The 25,922-nt window shown below is 30.1% G+C and carries 20 protein-coding genes, 1 tRNA gene and 1 pseudogene; 3 read left to right on the top strand and 19 right to left on the bottom strand.

The annotated features are described in order from the left end of the window. Positions 1–4 precede the first annotated feature (4 nt). The 4 genes from nusA to mutS all read right to left on the bottom strand — a co-directional run bounded on the left by nusA (position 5) and on the right by mutS (position 5,199). Positions 5–1,450, bottom strand: a complete 1,446-nt coding sequence (gene nusA / locus CR532_RS04220; protein WP_108729548.1) for a transcription termination factor NusA — start codon at positions 1,448–1,450, stop codon at positions 5–7. A 13-nt stretch (positions 1,451–1,463) separates the two neighbouring features. Beyond that, positions 1,464–1,895: a ribosome maturation factor RimP gene (rimP, locus tag CR532_RS04215; RefSeq protein WP_108729547.1), complete on the bottom strand. Its 432-nt coding sequence runs from the start codon at positions 1,893–1,895 to the stop codon at positions 1,464–1,466. A 113-nt stretch (positions 1,896–2,008) separates the two neighbouring features. Then, positions 2,009–2,614 carry a type I phosphoribosyltransferase gene (locus tag CR532_RS04210; protein ID WP_108729546.1) on the bottom strand — a complete coding sequence of 202 codons (606 nt, stop codon included), beginning with the start codon at positions 2,612–2,614 and terminating at the stop codon, positions 2,009–2,011. An 8-nt stretch (positions 2,615–2,622) separates the two neighbouring features. Beyond that, positions 2,623–5,199, bottom strand: a complete 2,577-nt coding sequence (mutS, locus tag CR532_RS04205) for a DNA mismatch repair protein MutS (RefSeq protein ID WP_199911311.1) — start codon at positions 5,197–5,199, stop codon at positions 2,623–2,625. Positions 5,200–5,247: 48 nt separating this feature from the next. Here mutS and CR532_RS04200 point away from each other — a divergent pair, with 48 nt between their 5' ends. After that, on the top strand, positions 5,248–5,781 hold the full coding sequence (locus CR532_RS04200; RefSeq protein WP_234416429.1) for an STAS domain-containing protein: 534 nt from the start codon (positions 5,248–5,250) through the stop codon (positions 5,779–5,781). A 15-nt stretch (positions 5,782–5,796) separates the two neighbouring features. Here the strand turns inward: CR532_RS04200 and CR532_RS04195 are convergent, their stop codons facing one another. From CR532_RS04195 to CR532_RS04185, 3 genes are read right to left on the bottom strand one after another with little or no spacing between them, the layout of a single operon-like run. After that, positions 5,797–6,315: an OmpH/Skp family outer membrane protein gene (locus CR532_RS04195; RefSeq protein WP_108729543.1), complete on the bottom strand. Its 519-nt coding sequence runs from the start codon at positions 6,313–6,315 to the stop codon at positions 5,797–5,799. Positions 6,316–6,359: 44 nt separating this feature from the next. After that, the gene (bamA, locus tag CR532_RS04190; RefSeq protein ID WP_375537742.1) at positions 6,360–8,792 is read right to left on the bottom strand and encodes an outer membrane protein assembly factor BamA; all 2,433 of its coding nucleotides are present in this window, start codon (positions 8,790–8,792) and stop codon (positions 6,360–6,362) included. 45 nt (positions 8,793–8,837) lie between these two features. Then, positions 8,838–13,232, bottom strand: a complete 4,395-nt coding sequence (locus CR532_RS04185) for a translocation/assembly module TamB domain-containing protein (protein WP_108729541.1) — start codon at positions 13,230–13,232, stop codon at positions 8,838–8,840. Between the two features lie 74 nt (positions 13,233–13,306). Here CR532_RS04185 and tmk point away from each other — a divergent pair, with 74 nt between their 5' ends. Both tmk and CR532_RS04175 read left to right on the top strand, forming a co-directional pair. Further along, entirely contained in the window at positions 13,307–13,924 is a 618-nt protein-coding gene (tmk, locus tag CR532_RS04180; protein WP_108729540.1) for a dTMP kinase, read from the top strand. A gap of 31 nt (positions 13,925–13,955) precedes the next feature. Then, positions 13,956–14,573, top strand: coding sequence for a DUF8513 domain-containing protein (locus CR532_RS04175; protein WP_108729539.1), 618 nt, complete (start codon positions 13,956–13,958; stop codon positions 14,571–14,573). On the opposite strand, the gene CR532_RS04170 is transcribed toward CR532_RS04175, so the two are convergent. The 12 genes and pseudogenes from CR532_RS04170 to nadD all read right to left on the bottom strand — a co-directional run bounded on the left by CR532_RS04170 (position 14,548) and on the right by nadD (position 25,863). Further along, positions 14,548–15,690 (bottom strand): thymidine kinase, encoded by a 1,143-nt coding sequence (locus tag CR532_RS04170; protein WP_108729538.1) that lies wholly within the window; start codon positions 15,688–15,690, stop codon positions 14,548–14,550. The two genes, CR532_RS04175 and CR532_RS04170, sit on opposite strands and share 26 nt — an antisense overlap. 29 nt (positions 15,691–15,719) lie before the next feature. Next, a complete protein-coding gene (locus CR532_RS04165; protein WP_234416428.1) occupies positions 15,720–17,357 on the bottom strand; it encodes a S1C family serine protease in 1,638 nt (545 codons plus the stop codon). 16 nt (positions 17,358–17,373) lie between these two features. Further along, entirely contained in the window at positions 17,374–18,855 is a 1,482-nt protein-coding gene (locus tag CR532_RS04160; protein ID WP_108729536.1) for a hypothetical protein, read from the bottom strand. Positions 18,856–18,876: 21 nt separating this feature from the next. Next, complete coding sequence (gene ftsH / locus CR532_RS04155) at positions 18,877–20,784, bottom strand: ATP-dependent zinc metalloprotease FtsH (RefSeq protein ID WP_108729535.1); 1,908 nt, start codon at positions 20,782–20,784, stop codon at positions 18,877–18,879. Then, a pseudogene (tilS, locus tag CR532_RS04150) lies at positions 20,781–22,096 on the bottom strand (tRNA lysidine(34) synthetase TilS). The gene ftsH and the pseudogene tilS overlap by 4 nt, the downstream one beginning before the upstream one ends. Continuing rightward, entirely contained in the window at positions 22,096–22,668 is a 573-nt protein-coding gene (pth, locus tag CR532_RS04145; protein ID WP_108729534.1) for an aminoacyl-tRNA hydrolase, read from the bottom strand. Before pth ends, tilS begins: the two are co-directional and overlap by 1 nt. A 6-nt stretch (positions 22,669–22,674) precedes the next feature. Beyond that, entirely contained in the window at positions 22,675–23,223 is a 549-nt protein-coding gene (locus CR532_RS04140) for a 50S ribosomal protein L25/general stress protein Ctc (RefSeq protein WP_108729533.1), read from the bottom strand. Positions 23,224–23,247: 24 nt separating this feature from the next. Continuing rightward, positions 23,248–23,319: transfer RNA gene (locus CR532_RS04135), tRNA-Gln, on the bottom strand. 64 nt (positions 23,320–23,383) lie between these two features. Beyond that, positions 23,384–23,674 carry a septation regulator SpoVG gene (gene spoVG, locus CR532_RS04130; protein WP_108729532.1) on the bottom strand — a complete coding sequence of 97 codons (291 nt, stop codon included), beginning with the start codon at positions 23,672–23,674 and terminating at the stop codon, positions 23,384–23,386. Between the two features lie 100 nt (positions 23,675–23,774). Continuing rightward, positions 23,775–24,125, bottom strand: a complete 351-nt coding sequence (rsfS, locus tag CR532_RS04125; RefSeq protein WP_199911310.1) for a ribosome silencing factor — start codon at positions 24,123–24,125, stop codon at positions 23,775–23,777. After that, positions 24,100–25,287, bottom strand: a complete 1,188-nt coding sequence (locus tag CR532_RS04120) for an LCP family protein (protein ID WP_108729530.1) — start codon at positions 25,285–25,287, stop codon at positions 24,100–24,102. Before CR532_RS04120 ends, rsfS begins: the two co-directional genes overlap by 26 nt. Further along, complete coding sequence (gene nadD, locus CR532_RS04115) at positions 25,288–25,863, bottom strand: nicotinate (nicotinamide) nucleotide adenylyltransferase (protein ID WP_108729529.1); 576 nt, start codon at positions 25,861–25,863, stop codon at positions 25,288–25,290. Positions 25,864–25,922 lie beyond the last annotated feature (59 nt).

Here is a 25,922-nt window from a genome sequence, read left to right as displayed (position 1 = left end):
ACTACTACTCCTCTTCAAACTCAAAGCTGAGTCCTATCTTACAACCTGGACAAAAAGTCATATTTTCATTAATAACAGTCCCACATTCGGGGCAAAGCAACTCTTCCTCTTCTTTAATTCTCTCAATAGATTCCTCATCATTGGAAATGATTACCATGCCTTCCTTTAATATCTTACCTATTTCACCTTGCTTTTCATAGCTTATCCCAAGCTCAAGAAGTTTTTCTTCACTCGCCTCTAAAAAATTATCAATCTCATCAAGACCTACCTCAATTAACCTATCAACGATATCACTCCCAAGAACCTTAAGCTCACTAATCTTATTTATCTCCTCAAATTCATCTTCTTGCACAGTGTCTTGAATAATTTTGTCAAACATCTCAAAAGTTTCTTTTTTAAATTCGCCACTTACTTTCATCTCCGCAAACTGACTATTAGTCTTAACATCAATTGCCCAATCAAGCAGTCTATTTGCAAGTCTAACATTTTGCCCCATCTTACCTATTGCAAGTGAGAGTTGCTCATCACTAACAACTACTAAAGCCTTATGCAAGTCTTCATCAATAATATAGACATTATCTATTTTTGCAGGTGTCAAAGCATCTCTAATAAACTCTTTAATATCCTTAGAGTAAGGAATGATGTCTATTTTCTCGCCCTCAAGTTCTTTAATTATTGACTGAATTCTAACACCCTTCTGACCAATGCAAGGTCCCACAGGATCAATCTCTTCCTTTTCAGAATAAACAGCAATCTTAGTCCTATAACCTGGATCCCTGACTATCTTATGAATCTTAATAACACCTTCTTCAATTTCAGGAATTTCAAGAGTCAAAAGTTCTTCAATAAACTTAGGATGAGTTCTTGATAAAATGACTTCTATGCCATTCTTTCCCTTCTTCACACCCTGCACAAGAACCCTAATTTTTTCATTAAGGCCATAAACTTCCCTTGGGGATTGATATTTCTTAGGTATGACACCATCGGTGCTACCAAGATTAACATAAAGATCTCCATTCCTATTCTGCTGAACATATCCAATAATAATCTTATATAGCTTGTTTTTAAACTCTAAGTAAAGTTCATTATCTTCAATTCCTTGCAAATCACTTTTAGTTCTCTGTTTCGCAACTTGAATAGACAGCCTATCAAAAACCTTAGGATCAATCTCAATATAAGCGTATCCATCCTCCACTATCTGAAATTCTCTAGTATCACCTTCCAATATTTCAAGTGTGTCATCTTTAACTTCTTCTACAATTCTTTTTTTACAATAAACCGTCAAATCTCCAGTATTCTCATCAAATTTAATGAAAGCATTCTCACTCGTTCCAAAATATTTCTTATAGGCTATTACTATAGATTCCTTAACTGTCTTTCGAATAGCCTCCACGCTCATTCCTCGCTCACTAGCAATATTGAAAATCATTTGACCAGTACCCTTTATCATCTCCAAGACTCCTTTATGATAATTTAGCCTTCCTTACATCACTATAGAGAACTCTTATCTCTTTACTATCTGTTTTAAAAATAAAACCATCTGTTTCTGCTTTAAAGATCAATCCTTCTTCAAAATCATTATCTAACATTAGCTTAATCTTCTTACCCTCAAAAATTTTAAACTCTCTATCATTCTTAATCTTTCTATTGATTCCGGGCGTAGAGATCTCCAAACTAAAATTATACTTAAGAACAGATTCCAAGCCTAACAAAATTATCTTATGTAAATCACAAAGCTTATCAACGTAAAAATCATCATCCCCATAAAGGACTATCTGAATCCTACCTTCATCTCTTTTCCTAAAAGCATTAATTTCTACAATTTCAATTCCCAACTGATCCGTTACATTCTTTATTAAATTGTAAACTTCATTATCATCAAAAGCCTTACTCAATCACATTCCTAAAAACAAATAAGGCTCTTTTAAAAAGAACCTTCTTAAATAGAATAATTACACAGCTTAAAAGTAGCATTAATGTCAATAAATGTCAAGACCGTGATAATCAATTATACTTTCAATATTGATAGTTTGATCACATTCCAAGCTCCATGTCTTATTAAAATATCTTGACAAAAAGTCATAGATGATCCTGTTGTAACAATGTCATCAATGAGTACAATTCTTTTAAGCTCAATATTTTTATACCTTAATTTTAATTTAATTTGATTTTCTAAATTTCTAAGCCTTAAGCCTCCACTCAAGAGCTTTTGACTCCTGCCCAATCCTCGCTTAAAGATATTGGCATAATTTATCCCATTCCTACCTAATAAATTTCCAATATATTCCATATGATCAAAACCATAAAAAGCCCTTCTCTTGAAACTACAAGGAACACTGACCGCCAGATCAAAATCAATATTCTTCAAAAATTTCAAAATCTCTGCCGCAAAAAACTGTCCAAGTGATTTTTGTCCGTCTTCTTTATAAGATAAAACCAATTTCTTATATTCATCTCTATATTCAAAAAAATATAAAATATCGTCTTTTGATCTAATATCAAAATTAAAAGATTCAAAGCAACTCTTGCAAAGAGCATAGGAATAAACATACTTTTTACTACAGCAAGAGCAAAAGGGAAGAAATACACTTTTTAAAACAACCCAATTCCACATTAAAACATCTATGCCTTAATCTTTGCAATTATCTGATTAAGTAAATCTATCGCCTGAAAAGGAGTAGTATTGTTGATATCTATTTTAGAAATAAAATCCTTAAGCTCCAAATAAGAATTAAGCTCAATTTCATAGTTTGTATCCTCCTCTACTGCTTCCTCATTATTATCAGAACTAACCAAAGAGAGAAGCTCAGGAACACACATGCGCTCTCGACTTACTAAGCTCTTAAGAATAATATCAGCTCTCTTTATAACTTTCAAAGGTATTCCAGCTATGCGAGCAACATAAATTCCATAAGAATTAAGCGAAGGCTTCTCCTCAACCTCTCTTAAAAAGATAAGTTCACTACCTTGTCTTTCAATTTTCATTGAAAGATTAACAAAAGAATCATGTTTAATAGCTGAAAGTTCGTGAAAATGAGTTGCAAACAAACTCCTAGACTTGATGTGTCCTAAAATGTATTCGACGACGGAATACGCAATGGCAAGACCATCATTAGTGCTAGTGCCCCTTCCAACTTCATCCATAATTATTAAGCTATTAGGCGTCGCATTTCTTAAAATATTGGCTGTCTCATTCATCTCTACTAAAAAAGTAGATTCGCCCTTAGAAATATTATCACTGGCCCCGATCCTACAAAAAATCTTATCTGTAATTCCTATTACGGCTTTAGAGGCGGGCACAAAAGAACCAATATGTCCCATCAAAACAACTAAAGCAGTCTGGCGTAAATAAGTTGATTTGCCAGCCATATTAGGACCAGTAATTAGGCAAAAATATTTCTCATTATCAACCCTTACGGAATTTTTAGTAAAAGCCTCCACTCCCTTCATGTAATGCTCAACAACAGGATGTCTTGCACTCTCAAGAATTATCTCCTTTTTGTCGGTCAAAATGGGTCTCATATATTCATTTTTCTTTGCTAAATATGCAAAATTAGACACAACATCAATATATGCACAAAATTCAGAAACTTTCTTAATAACTGCACTATGCTTAGCAATTCTTAAAGCTACTTCATCAAATATTTCTTGCTCAAGAGCTGATAAATTATCTTCAGCATCATTAATATCTCTTTCAAGTTCAATAAGTTTGTTAGTTTTATATCTCTTAGCCGAATTTAAGGTTTGACTTTCCATAAAATGAGACGGAACTTGTCCATAATAACTCTTTGTAACTTCAAAAAACAAACCTCTAACATTAGTTTTCCTTATTTTAAGACTATTAATTTTGCTATGATTTCTCTCAAAATTAAGATAGTCATCAACATATCTGCTTGCATTATTTTTTATCTTTCTTAAATGATCAATCTTAGGATTATATCCATGCTTAATAATCTCATCTTGCTCCCTTGAGATTGACCCATTTATTAAAGAATAAATTCCCTTTATATTATCTTCATCATTAGCATCAAATATCCAATAATTAAAAAAATGTTCATTAAACAATCTCTTTGCCAAAAAAAATGCTATTAAAGCCTCTCTAATAAACAAAAAATCTTTTTTAGCATACTTTTTCATTTGTAGCCTTGAGATTATTCTTTCGACATCCCAAACATTACTAAGAATATCTCTTAGTTTCATAGTCAAATTAACATTATTATTTAAAAACTCTACATGAGCTAATCTCTTATTAATTTCAGGAATATCTAGAAGTGGATTTAATATATACTCCCTTAAAAGCCTCTTCCCCATTGGAGTTTTGCAATCATTTAAAACTGAATAAAGGGAATAGCGAGAAGTTAAATCATTATTATTTTTAACAAGCTCAAGATTTATTTGAGTAACATCATCAAGAAACATATACGCAGAATCATTCTTAATATGAATCGTATCAATATTACTCAATAAATTTTTTAAATTGTTTTTCATATAATCTATTACTAAAAAAGACGAAATATAATAAGGCTCATCTTCTTTAAATCCAAGTGCGCCTAAACTCAAAATATTAAAATGCTCTTTTAGTGCTTTAGCGGCAATTTCTTTGTCCAAATGCCAATTAGGGGTCTTATTTACTAAAAATCGATCAAGGACAAGTTTTTCTAAATATTTATAATAGAAATTTTCTGAGACTATTATTTCTTTTGGAGAATATTTTTCAATATCCCGTCTCAATTTTTCTAAAAAATTTCCCTCATAAATAATTATACCAAGTTTAGATGTTGACAGGTCTATATACGAGAACGAATAATGGCCTTTGTAATCACTAATGGCAACTAAGTAATTATTAACATCATCCTCTAGGAAATCTTCATCAACAACAGCGCCAGGACTTATAACCTCAATAACTTCCCTCTCTAGTGGACCTCTAGCATCTATTTGTAATCCTTGCTCACAAATTGCAACCTTTCGATCAAGCAAAATTAACTTTTTTATATATTCTTTACTTGAATGACAAGGAACTCCACACATAGGAATACTTTCCCTTTTAGTTAAAGTTAAACCTAAAAGCTTGCTTCCCTCAAGAGCATCATTGAAGAACATCTCATAAAAACTTCCTACTCTAAAGAATAAAATAGCATCTGCATACTTATTCTTAATATCTAAGTATTGCCTCATCATTGGAGTAACATTTTTTCCCATAAAATAATATTGAATTATAATTGATATTATTAAAACTTTACAATATACTTGAAACTGAAAAAAGAATACAAAATGGAAAAGGATACTTCTAAAGGCAATGTCTTTTATACACTCAGAGATGATTCGATCTTTGTAAAGTTAATTAATAGACTTACTGTCATACACTCTGTCAATTTTAAAACATTTATTAAAAACATTTTCATAAACAACAACGATAAACTCCAAAACCTATACATAGATTTATCAGAAACGCTTTACTTGGATTCAACCTTTATGGGAATACTTATACATATTAATACTGAGAGCAATGACCACAAAAAAACCTTCAAAATCATAAATTCCAGCAAAGAAGCTCTCGAAAATTTAAGATCTCTTGGTCTTGAAAAGATATTAAAAATAGAGAATAGAGAAGCAAACTTTAAAAAAAGCGAAATGAAAGAATATTACTGTTTCAGCGATCAAAAAAACAAAATATTTAAATCAATGTTAAAATCGCATATTTTGCTCTCAAGTCTTAGTAGTAATAACAAAAAAGAATTTTGCACTCTAATTAAACGATTAAAGAAAGAAAACTATAATTAAAAGGCCTTAATAGCTTTATTGCTTATTTAAATGCTGAATAACATCATCTGTTATATCAACTGTACTATTGTAATAAAGTATATAAGGATTTTCCTTCTTTATAACTAAAGAAATACCGTTAGTCTCTGCAACATACTCGATACCATTGAGTATCTTACTCCAAAGTTCACCATCACTATTTATACTATTTATATTGATCTGCTTCTGTTGTTCAAGATTACTCTTTGCTAAACTTGTAAGCTTCTTAAGTTCATCAATCTTTGAGTTATATTGATTACCATAAGATCTTGCATTCTCTAAATCATGTATACTAATGGCCTCATCATACATTTTCCTCAAATCCTTAATATCAGAATTCAAGACATCAATTTTTTCTTGATAATGAGCTTTTAACTGCTCAAGATTAGACTTTAATTGTGGATTCAAAAATGTAATTACGACTTTTTCAAAATCTACAATACCTACTTTTGTAACATTAATTGAAAAAACATCAAGTGATAATAAACAAGTTAATAAAAGAACCATTAAAGACATAAAATCACCTCTTGTAAAGACTAAGCTAATTTTTAATAACTATATCAGTACCTCATATCAATCGCTAAGAAAAATTTAAATCCTCCAAAATAATTATAATGCTTACGAACACCTCCATTATCAAAATAAAATGGATAAGCTATTACGAGAGCTAAAGGCAACTGAGGCAATAAACTTCTAAGCCCAAATCCCCAACTAAAAATAAAATTACTAAATGGAGCAAGTAAAGAATTTTCTTTTTCTTCCAAAGAATACGAAGCTATGTCTAAAAATAAAGCATCCCAAACTAAAATATTCTTAATTAAAATCATTGATAGCTGCGCAGTATTAACAAAGGAACTATAAATATTTTTTAAAGTTCCCCATCCTCTTGCAGTCATAAAGTTTTCACTAAGCATAATAAGATGATGTGGCTGTGTTTCTATTTCAAAACCATTTCCAAGTGGTGGTAAAATATTTGAATAAACACTTCTTAGAGTTAATATCAAATCAAAATATGGAGTAAAAACATCCTCATATCCTAAAAGTGAGAAGTATCTCTCAAATGTTGTTGTGGATTTGGTAAAGTGACTCTGGCCAAATAAAAATCCACCAAAAAAATCAAATTGTTGCTTAAGCAAAAACCCATTATTAGACAAAGTCTGAGAATTTCTCGTATCCCAAGCAAAATTAATGCCAAGAGAATTCTCAAATCTAACAGTCTTATAATTGTCTCTCAAATAGTAGCTTGAAGGCCTATTAACATTATCATCATAATATACATACTTCAAAGCAGTTTGAACAGTCCCAATAAATGATTGCCTGCCAAGATAATTAGAAAAAGTATACCCAGTAAATCCAGCAAGACTCAATTTAGCCAAAGAATAATTCATAATATTAAAATCTGAGAAATTCTTAGCATTATGATATTCTTCCCAGCTTCCAAAAGGATCTGGCACCTCCTTTTTGCCTGTAAATATAGGGCCATTAATATCTTGATAAGCTGTGTTTATAGAATGTGAAAAATCAAGAAATCCTCCAAGAGTCCATCTGGTCTGCATGAACCAATTATCTTCAAATGTCAACCTAAAACTTTGCTCTGAAAATGCAAGATTAAGTCTTGCAGAGAAAGAATACCCTTCACCCAAAAAGTTAGATTGCTCCCATTGCCCAAACACTGAGAATGGCAACCAAGAATTACTAAACCCTCCAAAATTCATACCAAATCTGAAGCTTGCTGTCTCTCTTTCCTCAACGGCAAAATTTATCCTCATCAAACCCTCAATGCTACTTGGAACAACATCAGGCACAACATTCCCAAAATAGCCAAGTCTTTGCAAATTAAGCATTCCCATCCTAAGTCTTTCCAAGCTAAAAACATCACCCTCCATTAATGGAATTTCTCTAAGTATTACATGAGAGGCTGTTTTCTTATTACCCGAAATAGTAATAGATTCAATATGAGCTTTATCTTTTTCTATTATATTAATAGAATAATCTACAAATTCGCCCCTTATCTTTCTAGAAGGCACAATCTCTGTAAATATGTAACCATCTGAATAATATTTTTCTCTAATTTTTGCAAAATCCTGCTCAAATTTTGAATCATCAAAAATATCTCCTTCCTTAAAAGTAATAAAAGGTTGTAATTCCTCTAATTTAAAAACTAAATTACCAGAAATATCAAACTTGCCAAATCTAAAAACATTACCTTCTGAAATAAAGTATTTTAAGAAAACTTCCTTTTCCAATTTTCTAGAACCACTAGGTTCCCGTATATCTATGGTATTATTTACAACTTTTGCATTAATATATCCATTATTTCTATAGAAAGATTCAAGTTGAATCTTATCCTTATCAACATTTGACTTTAAATACTTCCCATCAGTGAATAAAGATGCAGTTTTTGACTCTAAATATTTCCTAAGGGCACCACTCTTAAAATTCAAATTTCCCTCAAAGGAAACTTCTTTAACAACATACTTAGAACCAGCATTAATTTCAAAGACAATTTCTACTAAATTATCTTCCTCTTTAGTCTCAAATTTAACTACAGCATCAAGATACCCAGCATCTTTATACATTTCTTCAAACTTAACAACACTTCTCTTAACATTTGCAAGATTTAAAGCCTCATTAACCTTAACATTTGATTTATCACGCAGTTCACTATTCCAAAAAACCTTACTATCATCAACAAATGTAATAGTTTTTATTAAAGACTTTTCTTTTACAAAGAATGTAATAAAAAGTTTATCATCCTCTACTCTAAACTCAGGTCTAATAAATCCATCAAAATAATCAAGAGCATAAAGGTCAACCTGTAACTTATCAAAGGTTTCATTAGAGTAGCTTTTCCCCAAATAAGAATTTAAAACAGAAGCAAGATCACTTTCTTGTATATTCTTAAGTCCATTAAAATCAATGCTTTTAATCATTTTACCCTTATAATTAACCTGAGAATAAACAAGAGTAGTTGCAAATAAGAAAAAAAGCATAAAAATAAAAATTCTAAAAGACTTCATCTAAAACCCCTTAACAAGTCAATATGTAAATTTCCAAGAAATAGATATTTTATTTCCTATACCCTGTATGCTACTTTTCATAAAATCATAATCAAAACTATAGTCAATAAAGAAAAATGGTGAATCAAGTTCAATGCCAAAGTTAAAGCTAAAATTTAAATTTTGAGATAATGGTGTTACTTGTTCTTTTAAAAATCCAAATCCTGCCTTAGCAAAAACACCATCGACAATATACTTACCCACCTCAACAGTTGTATTATCAAGCACACTAGCAAAAGTAGGACTGCCTAAGATAACAATAGCATTCCTTAATATATCCGTCTTTATACTTAGCAGGTCTAATTTTAATACAGAACGCATATAATCTTCAATAGGCTGTACTACCAAATCAACAAGAATATTACTAGCAAGTCCTAGTGCCATTTCAGCCGTATTTGTTCCTGCTGATTGTAATCCACGATCGCCTCCAATTATTGAGCTTGACAAAAGATATTTTATCTCTTGTTCTGTTCGCGGAGGATAAGAGATAAACCTAAGATTCCATAAACTCAAAGGGCTATCCATACTCATCGTCACAAATAACTTGTCATTACCATCTTTAATAGTATTTGTTGCCTCAATCTTTACCCACGGATCAAATTTACTCTTATTTTCATTAAAAGATATATATGAACCACCCTTGAACATAAATTTCTTATTATTATAATTAAAAGAACCGCTTCCAATATTGACATCTCCCTTAAGGATAAAATCATCTGTTTTGGTATCTGATTTAATTATTAGCCTATTCCCCCTTGCAATAGTAGCATTTAAGAATGAGATCTTATTATCCGGCCAATGAAAAGCAACATTACTGTCAAAATTTATTTCAAGATCTGTAACAATATCAAAATTCTTAGAATTAGCATCCCCCACTTTAAACCTTTTTGATTTTTTAAAAGGATTAATTAAGAAATCTACTATCGAATTTTCAAGCAAGTAAACTGAAGAATTTGAAGTATTTAGGTTTCCTTTAAACATTATCTCTTCGGAATTCCCCTCAATAAAAAAATTACCGGAAACATTCCCAACAAAATTTATAACTACCTTATCAAATTTAACAGGCACCCCAGTACCACCAGAAATATCAATATCTACTTTATAATAATCAACAACAGTATCACTTAAAAAGTTTAGATTCATACGAGCAGAGACATTAGCATCCGAATAATAGTCTAGATTAAATTTATTTCCAAAAATCACTTTATTATCCTGAACCAAAATTGGCACATTCAATAATTCTAAAACCCGACTCTTCCCATACTGTTTAGAAGATCTTAAATATTCAGTACTAATTGATCCATTTAGCATATTAAGCTTCCCATTAAGATTGGGATTGTACAAATCACCATCAATGCCCAACTCGCCAACCAAATTAACATCATAAACAATAAAATGTTCATCAATATTAAAAAGCATATTTGATTTCAATATATCTTCTGTAATTAGCTTGGAATCAAATTTAATATTCTGAATATTACCAGTAATTTTATTTCTAAAAATTTTACCTGATGCATCAAAACTAAGAGGCACATAATCATTTAATTCCATATGAAAATTGCCATCATCATATTCATATAAAACACTAAGAAGATCATATTCAACTGATGCTATAATCATCCTTTCAAGATTATCGTTAAATTCAATCGTAAGATTAGAAAGATTCTTATCTTTATATTTTATATCTCTGAAAGCAATCTCTCCATCAGTTTCACTCTTCAAGATGCCAATCTCTTCCTCAAATTTATTTTCAAATTTCTGAAAACTTGCATTAACCCTTGAAGAGAAAAGGTCACTATTAATATTTAAATTAGAAACCCCAATAGAATTCTTAATATCATACCTAAAACTACCTGCAATAATTTGCCTTTTGCCCTGATTTGCCTTTATATTATATATATTAAGATTATTATCAACCAATCCCAAATTCAGAGACAACTTCGTAGGGACACCTACTAAAGAAAGTCCATCTGTTTCAAGATAAGCACTAAGAGAATAATTAAATAGATCATTATCTTTAAAATTGAGTATAAAATTACCATTAACCTTCCCATTCAAAATTGATAAAAGTTTAAAATTATCAAAATCTAACCCCTGAAATCTTCCCAGAAAATAATGTCCATCCTCATTGGAATTAACACCAAAAAAATAACGTTCTGAATTTAGACTCGAAAACAAGTTTAAATCACCACTAAGCTTATCCTTTAAATTAAAATATCCCTGCCCTTGTAAATTCGAAAGTCTATTTATAAATCTAATATTTGAAAGACTAACTTCTTTATCTTTGTATGAGCCCTCAAAGCTAAAATTAAAATTATAAGCAGAATTCTCAGAGATCTTATCCAATCTAAATTGATTGATTGTAACACTTAACTCATTATTATTTCTATCATAATTCCCATAGGAATTAATATTTAACAAAACATCAGAATATCTATTATAAAACCTAAAATCATTAACACTTAAAAAATAAACTATAACTGAGCTAGCATAATTTAAACTGGCTCTTGCCTTAGGAGAAAACTCAAGACTAACATATTTATCTTTAAAATTAAGCTCAAAATACAAGGGATACTTTCTATCCAAATAATTAAAATTAGTGTTAATCTTAAATCTATCATCAAATAATTGTATTAAAAAACTAGATTCTATATTATAATCGCCACTTCTATAATTAAAGTGTGTTACCTTATAAATATTCTTATTGCCACTAGCGTTAAGCATTAAATTAAACTCATCTAATTTTGAAGAGATAGAAAAATCAAGATTATTTAACTTACCCTTAGCATAATCTGCAGTATTTAAATAAAAATCCGAAGTCACATTCAAATACTTTCCTGACAATAAATGCTCAGGAATAAACTTAGTAACAGCAGATTCTGGGAGAACATCACCTAAGAAAAGCAGTGGAAACTCTTTAATTCTCAAATTAAGTCTAAAATTTTCCTTATCAAAATTACCCTTTAATAAAATTTTAGAATCATTGTTCGCAAAATTTAGCAAATAATCAACATAGACGCTATCTTGCAAAAACCGCGTTTGCAGCTTTAAATCTTGAACTTTAAGCTTCCCAATTCTAAAATTATCGGACTTTACCCAAAAAACCTCCTTTTTCTTACTAAAATCTAGATGTCCATTAATATCCTTGAAATTTAGAATCTTTGCAGACCTAAAATCAAGTCTTCCTATGGGAATTAAATCATCCAGGGAATAATAACCTTTATAGTCAATAAAACCTCTCTTAAGTTTTAAAAAAGCATGTTGTATATCTACAATTCTTTCATTACCTTTAAGTTGTACCCTTATTCCCTGAACCTCTTTGTCTATTGTATTGTCATTTGAAGATGAGCTTAATAAGAATGCATATCTTAAATCATCAACTTTAAAATCATAAGAAAATGCCAATTGACCATTTAAACTTATATCAAGGTAATCCTTATAATTATTAAAATTCTCATGAAGACTCATCCAATTTAAAGGATTTACATCAAAGAACAAAGCATCCAATCTTAAAAAATTTTTATTAACATCATAACTTAAATTAAAATCCAAATTTTCTCTTCTAAGATTAAAAACTTCAAAATTTCCCTTAAAATAATTTATTTGAAAACCTTGCTCAAGCAAAGTAAAGTAAGTTGTGTTCAACTCCAAAAAACTGAAATTAACATATCCATCTTCAAGATCCTTCTTAAACTTGCCTTCAAAATAAAATGTTGAACTCAAAGAATTTTCAATACTAATATCTGTTTTTAAGTCTGGAAAAAAACTAAAATCAACAACAGAGCTAAATAAAAAATCATCATCAATAGTTTTTAATGCAAAACTCTTAACTTGAAATCTCAAAAATTGCTCATCACTTAATTTAAGATTAATATTAATGTCTTCCATATTAATATTAAGCTTATCAAGATAATTAGAAAGCTCACCAAGTATTGCATAACTATTTGTAATAGAATCATTTACTTTTAACTCATTAGAACTTTTAGGGTTTTGAGATTTCAGAAGATTAAAGTCATCTAAATCAAAATTCAGATTACTGCCTTCCACAAAAACATTTATAATAATATTTTTGTCTCCTAAAATCAATTTTAATAAATCCAAATTGATTTTAACAGTACTCATTAATATTTTATCTCGATCATTTAAACTTAATTCTAGATTATCTATCTTTATTGAAGAAAAGAAATAAGGAGCAATTCTATCATATTTTATTTTAAATCCAGATTTCGATTCAAGATAACTTATAATTAAAAATCTTGCAGAATAAACCTGAGTTTGGATAAACAAAATAAGAACTACAAGAATTGCTAGGAAAGCTAAAACTGAGCAAACAAAAGATAAAGCAATCTTACTTCTTACAAAAACTAAATTCATATATCTATGTGTATATTATATAATAATTCCTAAGCATCTAATTGCTCAAAAAATATCCAAGGAGACAAGTTTTTGTGAATAAGATTCTAAAAAATTTCTACTGCATAGAAGGAATCGATGGAAGCGGGAAAACAAGCATAATTCAAAGACTTCAAGAACTTTGCAATAACCAAAATCAACTAAAGTACTATTTCACAAAAGAACCCTCTCAGGGAGTTATTGGCGAACTTATCAGAAATCAATTAATTAATTTTAAAAATCCCCTAAGAGATGTTTCACTAGCGCATCTATATGTAGCAGACAGATATGAGCATCTTTACAACACAAAAAGCGGAATAATGAAAACATTAAACTTAAACAAAGGTAAAATAAAAGTAATAACTGACAGATATTTATTCTCATCTATAGTATATCAAGGAGACTTAGGATATCAACTAAACAAGAATTTACCGCTTCCTGAGAAACTTTTTTTCATAAAAATAGATCCTAATGTTGCATACAATCGCATTCAAACAAGAATACAACCTGACCTTTTTGAATTAGATTTAGCCAAACTGAAAAAAATTAATTCCAGATACATAGAAGTACTTAAAAATTTTGAACACTTAATTGATATAATTTATCTCGAAAATTCAAATGAAGAAGACCTAGAAATAAGCTCAATGAAAATTTTTAATTTAATTAAATTCTAATATAATTAAATCAAAGGAAAGTGATATAGTTATGCTTCACAGAAAATTGTTTACTCTAAATGTAATTGCATTCTTAATTTTAATCATAATTAATACAAATGCATCATCAAAATTTTTTTATGCTGAACAATGGTATGTAATTTTCAATGAGCAGATGAAAAGAAAACCTGCAAATCATAAAAGAAATATATTTTTCCTACAAAATGCATTAAAATACCCTTTTGGAAATCCAGACTACTCTTTAGCAAAAGTAGAAACAAGAGAAGAGTGGGATAAATATAAGCTTCTTTTTAAAATGCATGTAAATCTGCTTCTTGTCAAGCAATATCTATATTTAGGTGACTTATTTGATACAAGATATGTATATTTTTATAAATCTCCAAAAAAGAATGGAATTCTTGAAAATCTAAATAAAGCTACAAATCTCTATAAACTAGCTATTACTTACTATACAGAAGCTTTAAAATACCACGAGAAATTGAAGAAATATCAATTCATTACAATGCAAAGCGATGGAATAACAAACTGGGAAGACGAATATTACAAAATTGAAATTAAAGAACTTGATTACTACAATATAATTGACAAAGAATTAATGCGCATTAAGAAAACAAAGGATTTCTTTAATAATAACCCAAACTATTATTAATGCCTGTTTTCAAAAAGCCTCCTTTATTTTCTTTTGAAACCAATATTTTTCGAATGTAATCTTTGCTAAGAACAAGCTTATTAACAAGTTCCTTAAAATCACTTTTACTTAAAATATTGTATTCTGATGAAAGTGTGATTAAAGCTCTTTCTGCCAAAAAAGGCAACCCCATCACATTCTCTAAAACTTCAATCTCATATCTGCCTCTAGACTCAATTAAAAGAGACTTTTCAAAACTTGAACACCTAACATCGTTGCTTAAATGCACAATTTCTCTCTCAAGCAATTCTTTATCGCCTTGGGAATACAATAACGCAAAAGGCTTAAGGACAGTAAAAAAATATTCCCTACCCACAAGATAATGATGCCTAGCACACCTTGTAGCATAATTCGGATAAATAGCAGACTCAACAGTTTCATCACCACCAACAATCAAGAGAGGGTCAAAATAAGGTGCAGCTATTTCTTTTCCTCTATAAAGATAATATCGATATGTTAAAAAAGACTCATCCATACAATTAACATTTTCACAATAAGCACCAAGACGGCAAATTTTATCTGAATACTCTATTAAAAGTCTTGCAGTATTATTAAAAATCTCTTTTCTGAAATTATAAAGCAAGGTAGGAAATATAAATAAAACATTTGTATCTAATGAAATTTTATCTAAAATAAAAACCAAACGTTCATCATAAAAACAAGTCTCATCAATAATAAAAGTTCCATATTCAGGATTATCATCTATTAATTTTTCAACGTCAAAAGAACTGCCTGCAAAACCAACTCCATCAATTCTATCACTCCCACCTCCCCTATAAGGAATAACATCCTCAGGATAATCCTTAAACCTCCTCTTATCAAGAACATTTCGAATAAAAAACACATTAGCTCTATTTCTAAGTCCCTTAGTAATAGAATCTAGCACCTCGTAAGATTTATTCTTAATAATAAGTGAATCCTTATAAATCTTGGCGGCATATTCTGTCTTCCCACTACCCATAGGGCCAATTATAAGCATTAAATTTAAATTATCTTTAAAGTCGAAATGACTAATAGAGAGAATATTATCTAGCTTGGAGTCCGTCTTCCCATTAGCAAAATTTAAATAAAAACTCATAAATAACCCCGAAATAACTTAAAAGATTTTTATACAAATGCAAGAGATTCAAATGGAATAATAAGTTGTAAAGGAGCACCTAAATATCCCGAAAACAACTTTTTAGCATAAAGCAATAAAATAAAAACTCTCTTATCTTTAATATATTGAAAATCGTAAATAAAAATTTCATCATTCACTTTAAAATTAAGTTCACTTCCAAGACGGTTAGGAAACACCTTAACAACTCTATACTCTCTTCCATAAACCAAATTCAAATTTAACCCCAAAAAGGCTCCCATCAAATTCTTAAAAGAATCACTCTCCATAATATTTTCAACAATATCTTCTGGTCTGTCTTGCGGATAAAGATAACTTTCATACTCCTCATTATCTCTTCTATACTTAATTTTTACCATAGATTTTCTTTGTAAAATATAATATTGAAGATCCCTTAAGCTTTCAAACTTTAAAGAATTAACGTCAAGAATAGAATCGCCACTCCTCAGTCCTCCAATATCTGCAGGGGATTTAGGAGCTACATATGATATTTCTAAATTTTTTAAACTTTCAGAAAAGATAACCCCCAGCCACTTATTCCTTAAAAGCCCACCCCCATACATAAATGGCAAGACTTTCAAAACCCACTTTGAAGGTATAACAAAGTTAAGACCCTGAGAATGCAGAATTCCAGCAAATGTAATTCCAACAAATTCCCCATTTTCATTTACCACAGGTCCACCGGAATTCCCCTGATTAATAGCAGCATCAATTTGATAGGAGTCACCAACAGACAACAAATTTCTATTCTTACCAGATATTATTCCTGAAGTAATAGTTTTCTCAAGTCCCATAGGAGAACCCATAGCATAAATCCTATCTCCAATATTAACATTTGAAAAATAATTTAAATCAAACTGATTCTCTACTTTGAAAGTAATCTCAATTAGGGCAAGATCCATCTCCTTTGAATAAGAGATTACTTTTGCAGGGAGTTTTTCACCCTTACCTCTTGGAAGTCTAACATAAAGATTTGAAACCCCATTGTAATCCTTATCAACTTGAGAGCTAATTACATGATAATTAGTCAAAGCATAGCCCTTAAGTTTGTCAATAACAAAAGCAGATCCCAAAGAAATATTTGGCACCCTATGTCCGTTTAGCGGTTTAGTACCCATATCTACCCAAACTGTCAAAACAGATGTATCAAGCAATACATTTTTTGAAGGAGGTTTTTCATTAATAATAAATCTATTAAAAGACTCAAAAATGCCATCAAATGAATAATAATTTGCAAAAAAACCTGCAAGCATTTGATCTTCATTCTTTAAACTTTCAAGGTGCTTTAAAATCAATTCCTCTCTGCTTTCATTAAGCATGATTCCAAATAAATTTAAAGTCTCAAGCTTAGATAGTGCCATATCATAATGTTTTTTTTCATAAAAACTGCGATACTCATCTTCAATCCCAGATAGAGCTTTTTCTCTTAAGTCTAGAATATCTTGATCAATTTCAAAACCATTATTTTTCAAATTATAATAACTTGAAAGGGCAATTTCAAAATTCCTGTCCCCAATTTGTTTATCTATGGCTTTAGATGGAATATAATAAATCTGTTTGTCATCTATCTCTTTTATTGTTTTGCATGAAAAAATTAATATTAAAATAAGGAAAAATTTTTTATGCATCAATAATTTTTAAAAGCTACTCAATACTATGATAGATGTCAAAACTATCATCCAAGATGACTCTTCTAGCTTTTAAAGCTCCTTTATCATAAATTTCAACATAGTTAAATTTTTTAGAGCCATTGACTTTTCTATAAATTGAAACTAAATCTCCAACAGAATAATTTCTAACCTCAACAACATCAGAATGATTACAAGTTTTTCTCTCTATTAAACTATCTTTGATGCTTAACGCAGAAAGTCTTTTAGGATTCAAACTTAAAATACTGGGTAGAAAAATCTCTGTAATATTAGACATCAAAAATTCATTAATGCCTACATAATCCAAATTATAGCTAAAATTATTAAAAATTTCATATTTAAAGGAGCTTAAAGCAAAAGTATATATCTCTTTTTTATCTGAATAATCAACCTCAATCATGCTTACATAAGGATAAGCAGAATAAATAACCTTATAACTAAGCAAGCTATTCTCATAATAAACAGGAGCTTTATCTTTGAAGTAAACTTTATTAAAATACTCCTCACCCAAGCTTGAATCTACAGAATAATCTACTATGTTTGAAAAAAAACTTATTAAAATACCATCCTCAAATGCTGCAACACTATTTTTATTATCTATAAAATAAGTGCCAGATAAATTTTGATAATTGGTTATAAACTCTTGCCTTATCTCAGGATCCAGAATGAGATCATAAAACATTTTATATTCACCTATTGTTTTTGGAGGATCTTCCTTAAAAAACATATACGCTTCGTCAGGTGTTAACAGCTTATACCTCAACAAATAAGCACTCTGAATACCATTTAATTTCTTACTCTTATTTTTTAAAAAAGTGAACAAAGCAACAGAGTTAGGATCATTTAATTCCGTGTTTTTAAAAATATAATCAACATTATCACTATCAAAGAAAGAATCTTCCTTTAATTTAAGCTTGCTAAAAAGGCTCGGAAAAAATTTATCTTCCTTTAAAAACCATTTAAAAAATTTAAAATCATCGCTATACATAGCAAAAGAATTTGTTAAAATCCTACTAAAATTCCCATTAAAATCTCCAAGTCTACTTGAAGCCTCAAGTCTCATGTAAATCAAATCCCTATTATTTTGTAGATCATTATCCAACTTATCATAAAAAACAAGAATTTCTCTATTCTTATTTACATCTTCATTTTGCCTTAAAATCAATGAAAAATACTGATGATATAAATCCTTAAGCTTGACAACTGTAAAATTATTAATATCTATTGCCGATTTTAATAAATAAATCCTATCTAATAATGAAATATCACTCCTCAATGAAAGCTCATAAAGAGAATCTGAATTCCTTAGATTAAAATCAAGCGAACCATAAAGCATATTGAGCCCTCTTTGAGTGCCTGCAAAATTTATAGCTTCATTGAAAAGAATCTTTGATATGTTTATATCCCCTTCCGTATTTAAATTAGCGCTTAAGCTTGCTACACACAAAAGGAGAAGAAAAATCCTTAAGATAAACATAAACCCCCTTCAAAGTTTTATTTATTCACTCACTAAATCAAGCTTAGACTCTTCTGATTTTTCTTCATACTCATCTTCAATTATTTTAAAACCTAAAAGCTCTCTCACTTCCACGTCTGTCAAAGTTTCTCTTAAAACCAAGGCTTCTGCAAGTTTAACTAACTGATCCTTATGCTTCATCAAAATATCTGAAGCTTCTTTCAAGCACCCTTCAAGAATCCTTTTAACTTCTCTGTCTACTCTATCAGCAGTATTTTCAGAATATGCTTTTGACTTAGAAAATTCTTTAGGCAGAAAAATTGGTGCATCATCATCTACCAAAAATATTGGACCCACATCTTCCCCCATACCCCATTCCGTAACCATTTTTTTCGCCAAATTAGTTGCTTGCATTAAGTCATTCTGAACACCAGCTGTAGTAAAGCCTAAATTAATCTGCTCACTAGCATACCCACCATAACATATCTTGATCTTATCAAGAAGTTGATACTTATTTATTGAAAGTCTATCCTCTTTGGGAAGAGAAAAAGCAACACCAAGTGCTCTACCTCTAGGAATAATAGTAACCTTATGCAAAGGATCCGCATGTTCAAGATAATAATGAAGCAATGCATGCCCTGCTTCATGATAAGCTGTTTCAAGTTTCTGCCTATCAGTAATAGTCATAGATTTTTTGGCAACACCCATTAATATTTTATCTCGAGCTTCTTCTAAATCCTTCATTAAAATTTCAGATTGATTATTTCTAGCAGCAATCAAAGCACCCTCATTAATTAAATTTGCAAGATCAGCACCGCTAGCACCAGGAGTAGCTCTTGCTATCACCTGTAAGTTAATATTCTTGGAAAGCTTAGTTTTCTGAGCATGAATATTTAGTATCGCTTCTCTCTCTTTAATATCAGGAAGAGTAACCGTTATCTGCCTGTCAAATCGTCCGGGTCTAAGTAAAGCAGAATCAAGAACGTCAGGCCTATTTGTTGCTGCCATCACAATTACATTAGTATATGTCCCAAAACCATCCATTTCAACTAATAACTGATTAAGCGTTTGCTCCCTCTCATCATGTCCACCACCAAGCCCAGCTCCACGACTCCTCCCAACAGCATCAAGCTCATCAATAAAAATAATACAAGGAGAATTTTTTCTCGAATTGTCAAACAAATCCCTAACACGGCTTGCCCCAACTCCTACAAACATCTCAACAAAATCAGAACCTGACATATGAAAAAAATTTACGCCAGCCTCCCCTGCGACAGCCTTAGCAAGTAAAGTCTTGCCCGTTCCAGGAGAACCAACTAAAAGGACTCCCTTAGGTATTCTTGCACCTATCTTTTCAAACTTTTTAGGATTTTTCAGAAATTCTACCACTTCATTCAATTCCTGCTTGGCTTCTTCTTGACCAGCCACATCTTTAAAAGTAACCTTATTCTTCCCTGCCTCATACTTTTGCGCATTGCTTTTTCCAAACGAAAAAACCTTCCCACCACCACCTTGAGTTTGACGAAATATAAAGAAAAAGAAAACAAAAAATAATATCCATGGCAAAGTTTGCAAAAGAACACTAATTAAAGACGCTTGACTCTTCCCAGAACTTACCTCAACTTTCTTGCCTCTAAGTTCAGCAAGCAGATTAATATCAAGATAAGGAATACTAGTAGAGAAATAGGATTTGCCCAAATTTGGATTCTTTACAATAAATTGAATTTGACTCTTGTCAATGATTACAACTGATTCAATCAAGTCACTATCTAAATAAGTCTGAAATGCGCTATAAGGGACAGTCTTATAACTTTCTCCACCCCTCAGGAAATAAGACATTAATAATGCTATAACTAAGAAGACCACAACAACACCTAAAATCCAATTCTTATTTTTCTTTTTGTTATTCGATTTACCATTATTATTCAAATTATTATTGTTAATATTCATTCCCTTAAAAATCCTCCATCAAAGATATATTAATTTTTCTAAGAATGCTCTTATCACTCCAAATTAAGTTTAAAGTATTTAAATCAATAATCCCAATTATTTTATTATTTAACACTAACAACATTAAATAAAGCGGATTATATCTTATAAACTTATAAAAGAACTTCTTTGATTGCAATTTATTTTTAAAAAACCTATGTTTAAACTCATAAGAACAACATCGCAATTTTAATATAGAATTATCCTCACACTCTAAGTATTTTAACAAAATCTTACCTAAAGATAAACTATGGCATTCATTAAGTTTTAAGGTAAAATCAAATGGCTCATACAACTCCTCAACACGCTTCAAAATAAGATTAATTCTATCTTTGCGCTTTTCCAAAAAAAAATCATTAGTTCTAAGTAAAATTCTACTCTTTTTTTTATCCAAATCTACTTTAAAAATCTCTCCAAGAGCTCCATATGATAAATTTGACGTAATCCCTTCTAAATTTAGAATCTTGAAAATACTTCTAAAACTTAAATATTTTGGTAACTGAAAAAAAGTGACAGCATCAAAAGAATAATAATAATTACCCTTAGTAAAGGGCAGTAACTCTTGCTTTTCAAAATAAGCTACAAATTCACTTGAAAATTCAGATATTCTGTTAAGACCTCTTTCATATCCTTTAAAAATCTTACCAATAACAGGCATTAGATTATTTCTAATCTTATTTCTTAAATACAAATCTTGATAGTTGGTACTATCAACAGAATAGATAATATTATTTAAAGAAAGAAATTCTTCAATCTCTTCTCTCGATACTTCAAGTAAAGGTCTAGTAATATTTCCATTAATGGCTGGAATGCCAGAAAGTCCATCTAAGAATGAGCCTTGAAAAAATCTCATAATTATAGTCTCAAATTGATCATTTTTATTATGGGCAAGTGCAATATAACTAGCATCATTCTCTCTAAGAGATTGAAACAAACCCTCGTAGCGATATTTCCTAGCCAACTCCTCAACTGACACATCAAGTTTTCTAGACTCATTCTTTATATCAACGTTGCACTTTTTTATTTGAAAAGAAATATTATAAAAATTACAAAACTTCTCTATGTGCTCTATTTCCAAATTTTGCTCAACCTCTGGCCTTATACAATGCGCAAAGTAAAGTGCAACAATATTATTATTCAAATACTCTTTTAAGCTCAGTAACAAAGTAGTAGAATCTGCACCCCCAGAGAACGCAACAATCACCTTCCCTTTAGTTAGAGAATTTTTCTCATAAAAATCTTCTATTCTTAATTTTATATTATTCCAAAACATCAGAAACTACTAGAATTAATACTTGCAACCTTATGTTCAAAATTCACCTCATTAATATCCATCATCTCTTCACTTAAAAAATCAAACATATTCTCAATACGCTTTAGCTCATTATCGCTAAATTTTGAAAGCACAAAATCTCTAAGCCTATATTCATTACTATTATTATTGCCAACACCAATATAAAGCCTACTATAGTTCGTGCTCCCAAGACTCTCAGAAATAGATCTAAGTCCATTATGCGTAGAAGATCCACCTACCTTCCTAAGCTTGCACTTTCCTAAAGGCAAATCAACATTATCAAGCACAACCAACATATTAGTTATTTGCATATAAAATTTAGAAAAAACAGAAGGAAAAATGTTTCCACTCAAGTTAATATAAGTTAAAGGTTTAATCAAAACTATTTTTCTATTATTAAGATTAAAATCAGAATATTCATAATTTTTTGTCTTCTTGAAAGAGAGACCTTGCTTTAAGGCTAATTTATCTACAAGGGCAAAACCGACATTATGTCTAGTATGAAAAAAATTAGACCCAGGATTACCTAGGCCAATTATTAACAAATTCATAATTATTTATCTTACAAGCAAAACAACTAAACTCTCATCCTCTTCAGAAAGCTGGACATTATCAGGAAGCACAATATCCCCCAAAGTTACTTGATCACCCTTCTTAATAGGTGTCAAATCTACCTCAATAAATTCTGGCAATTCTAAAGGCAAAGACCTAACTCTAATTTTGGTTCTAATCACACTCAAAACTCCACCTTCCTTAACACCAATAGAAGCTCCAATAAATCTAATTGCAATATCTCTCTCAATATCCTGATCTCTATCAACCTCATAAAAATCAACATGATAAATAAATCCCTTAGTAAGACTTTCACTAACATCCTTAATAAATACGCATCTCTCAGCTTGTCCATCACTTAAAATTAAAACAGTGTTATCTGTAAATTTTGCAAACTTCTTATTAAACTCACTGTCCTTAATTTTTATATGAAAAACTCCACTCCCCTTTCCATAAATAACAGCTGGTATCTCAGACCTAGATCTTATTCTGCGAGCACATGAAGAACCAAAACTCAACCGCTCCTCATAGCTTAAAATCTTACTACTCTCCACAATGAAACTCCTAACCTAAAAATACTGGGACGGAAGGATTCGAACCCTCGAATGACTGGACCAAAACCAGTTGACTTACCACTTGTCGACGTCCCAAATACTTAAATTATATACAACTTAAAAGCATATAGAATACACTACAATTTGTCAATAACACCCATTAGCTTAATTCAAGCTCAACATTTGAAGGATTTTCCTTAATATATTCTTGAAAAATAGAAGTCTGCAGAATCTCTCTAAAACTTTGATTAATAGGATGCACAATATCCTTATATTCTCCTACCTTAGTTCTTCTATTAGGCATGACAATAAAAACACCTTTCTGCCCCTTAATAACTCTAATATTATGCAGAACTAAACAATCATCAAAAGTAACTGTAACATATGCCAATAACTTAGAACCGAGATTTTTATTATCAACTCTCCTAATTCTTATATCTGTAATATTCACCTCTAAGCCTCCCTAAAAATACATGCTTTAAATCTAGAATATTTTTAATTTTTTGTAAATAATTCTTGCGACATTTTTATTTTTTTTAATTAAATAACCCCTAAGGATAAATGATCTCTCCTCTATCCCATAGTTTTTCAAGTTCATAGTACTCTCTGGCCTTCTGACTCATTAAATGTATAACTAAATTTTCACATGAAATAATTGTCCAATCGTACATAAAACCCTGGCCTTGAACACAATAATTAAAATCTTTCTCATTAAAAAATTTCACCAATCTCTCAGAATGTAAAGCTTCCATATGCTTAAATGACGAACACGATACAATAATAAAAAAATCTGCCCAATTGCAAACAGATCTAACATTAATACCTAAAACCCTAATTCCATCAAAATCAGATATTACCTTGCATAATTCCTTAATATCATCTATGTTTAACATATCTTCCATCAAAATCATCCCCCAAAATGATTATTACATCAGGACTGACATCAGACCCATAAAGCCCTGAAGTATCTATAGATACTTCAGAAATTGGTTTAATATCTCTCACTCTAATAACATCTCCAGCTTTCATAGCCATCTCCAAGTTATCTGAATTATTTATTACCAAAGTATGCAAATAATTATCCCTATCTGCATTTGCAAACTTTACAACCTTAAATTTTAAGGAATCAAAAATAGCAGATGCATTTCTTGCAAGTCCAGAAGTTTTAGTTCCATTTAAAATAACAACCTTTACTATCTCTTCATCCCTGCTTTTTTCACTTACTAAATCTCTATTTAAGTTTTCTATTGTTTCCTTAAGCACTGCTCCACCATAATAAGGAAAAATAACCTTTATTAAGCTATTCTCATTATCTTTAAATATCTCCTCTTGTCCTTTAATGTTGATAAAAATAATATTCTCATTATTTATTTTATAATTAGTAAAAATATATCTAAATACCGTCTCAGAAAGACTAGTATCTAGCATAGAATACATTTTGAAAAAATATTCATACCCCTCATCAAAACTAGAAAATTGTGCTAAAGTTTTTCTAAAAAACTCCTTAAAAAATTCAAACCTTTCATTAAAATACCTAATATCTCTGAAATAATTCAAATAATCATAAGCCTTATCGCCATCAAAAATAGAATTTCCAGAAGGTATTAAAATAGGATTTTCTATACTATATACCTTAACAGGATCTTTAACAAGAAGCCTAACCCCACCCAGATAATCAATAAATTTTACAAAATTATTCTTTTTGAAACGGATATAATAATCGGGCTCGTGATTTAATTGTCTAGATATTTTAGATAAAAATCCATTAAAATTATTATTTGCATATAAATCTTCAAACCAAGACACATTTCCCTTTAAATCTTCATAACCCGTATAAATAGGAATATCTAAAAATCCAATATTCCCCGTTTTTATATTAATAAAAATTTCTTGCATACTTACAAGATTTCCAATATCATCTTCTATCAAAAACAAAAAGCTAATATTGCTCTTAGTATTCAGCTCAAAATATACTTGTTCTTTCTTGGAACTATCAACAAAAAATATTACAACACCGATCACTATTAAAATGATTAAAACTAAAAAAACCAACTCTTTCTTCAACTATTTACCTTGAATATATAAGTTATTATCTTGAATATATCTTAAAACACTGAAGGGAAGCAAGTAATCAACAGGTAATCCATTCTCAATTCTACTTCTAATCTCTGAAGAGGAAATGGGAAAAATTTTATTATCAATATAAATATGTTTAAAAGGGCTAATTATTCTTTCTTCATAAAACCTGTGAACCACTACAAGATTGACAGATTCAGCAATAACCTCTGGATTTTTCCATGAAGCAAAATTTTCAAAAAGATCATCACCAATGACCAAGTAAATATCATCATCAACATATCTACTCTTCATGCAAACAATAGTATCAATAGTATAAGTTATCCCACCATTTGCTACGTCACATTCATCTATCAACATACGATCCTCGCACTGTATTGCCAATTTAAGCATTTCTATTCTATCTTTAACGCTAACATTTCCTTCAATAAGCTTGTGAACAGGCTTATGAGTAGGCACAAATATTACCCTCTCAACATCCAGGAAATATTCTACTTCCTTTGCCAAAAACATATGCCCAATATGTACAGGGTTATAAGTACCACCCAATACTGCTATTTTCATAAGCCTCCTGTAATGAACGATATATATTAAATCTTGAAAAAATGTTAATTGCCAATTTA

Origin of the sequence: Candidatus Borreliella tachyglossi (assembly GCF_003076595.1) — a bacterium.
Taxonomy (GTDB): Bacteria; Spirochaetota; Spirochaetia; order Borreliales; family Borreliaceae; genus Borrelia; species Borrelia tachyglossi.
The sequence above is the reverse complement of the archived record's forward strand: the minus strand, read 5'-3'. Positions and strand labels throughout refer to the sequence as shown.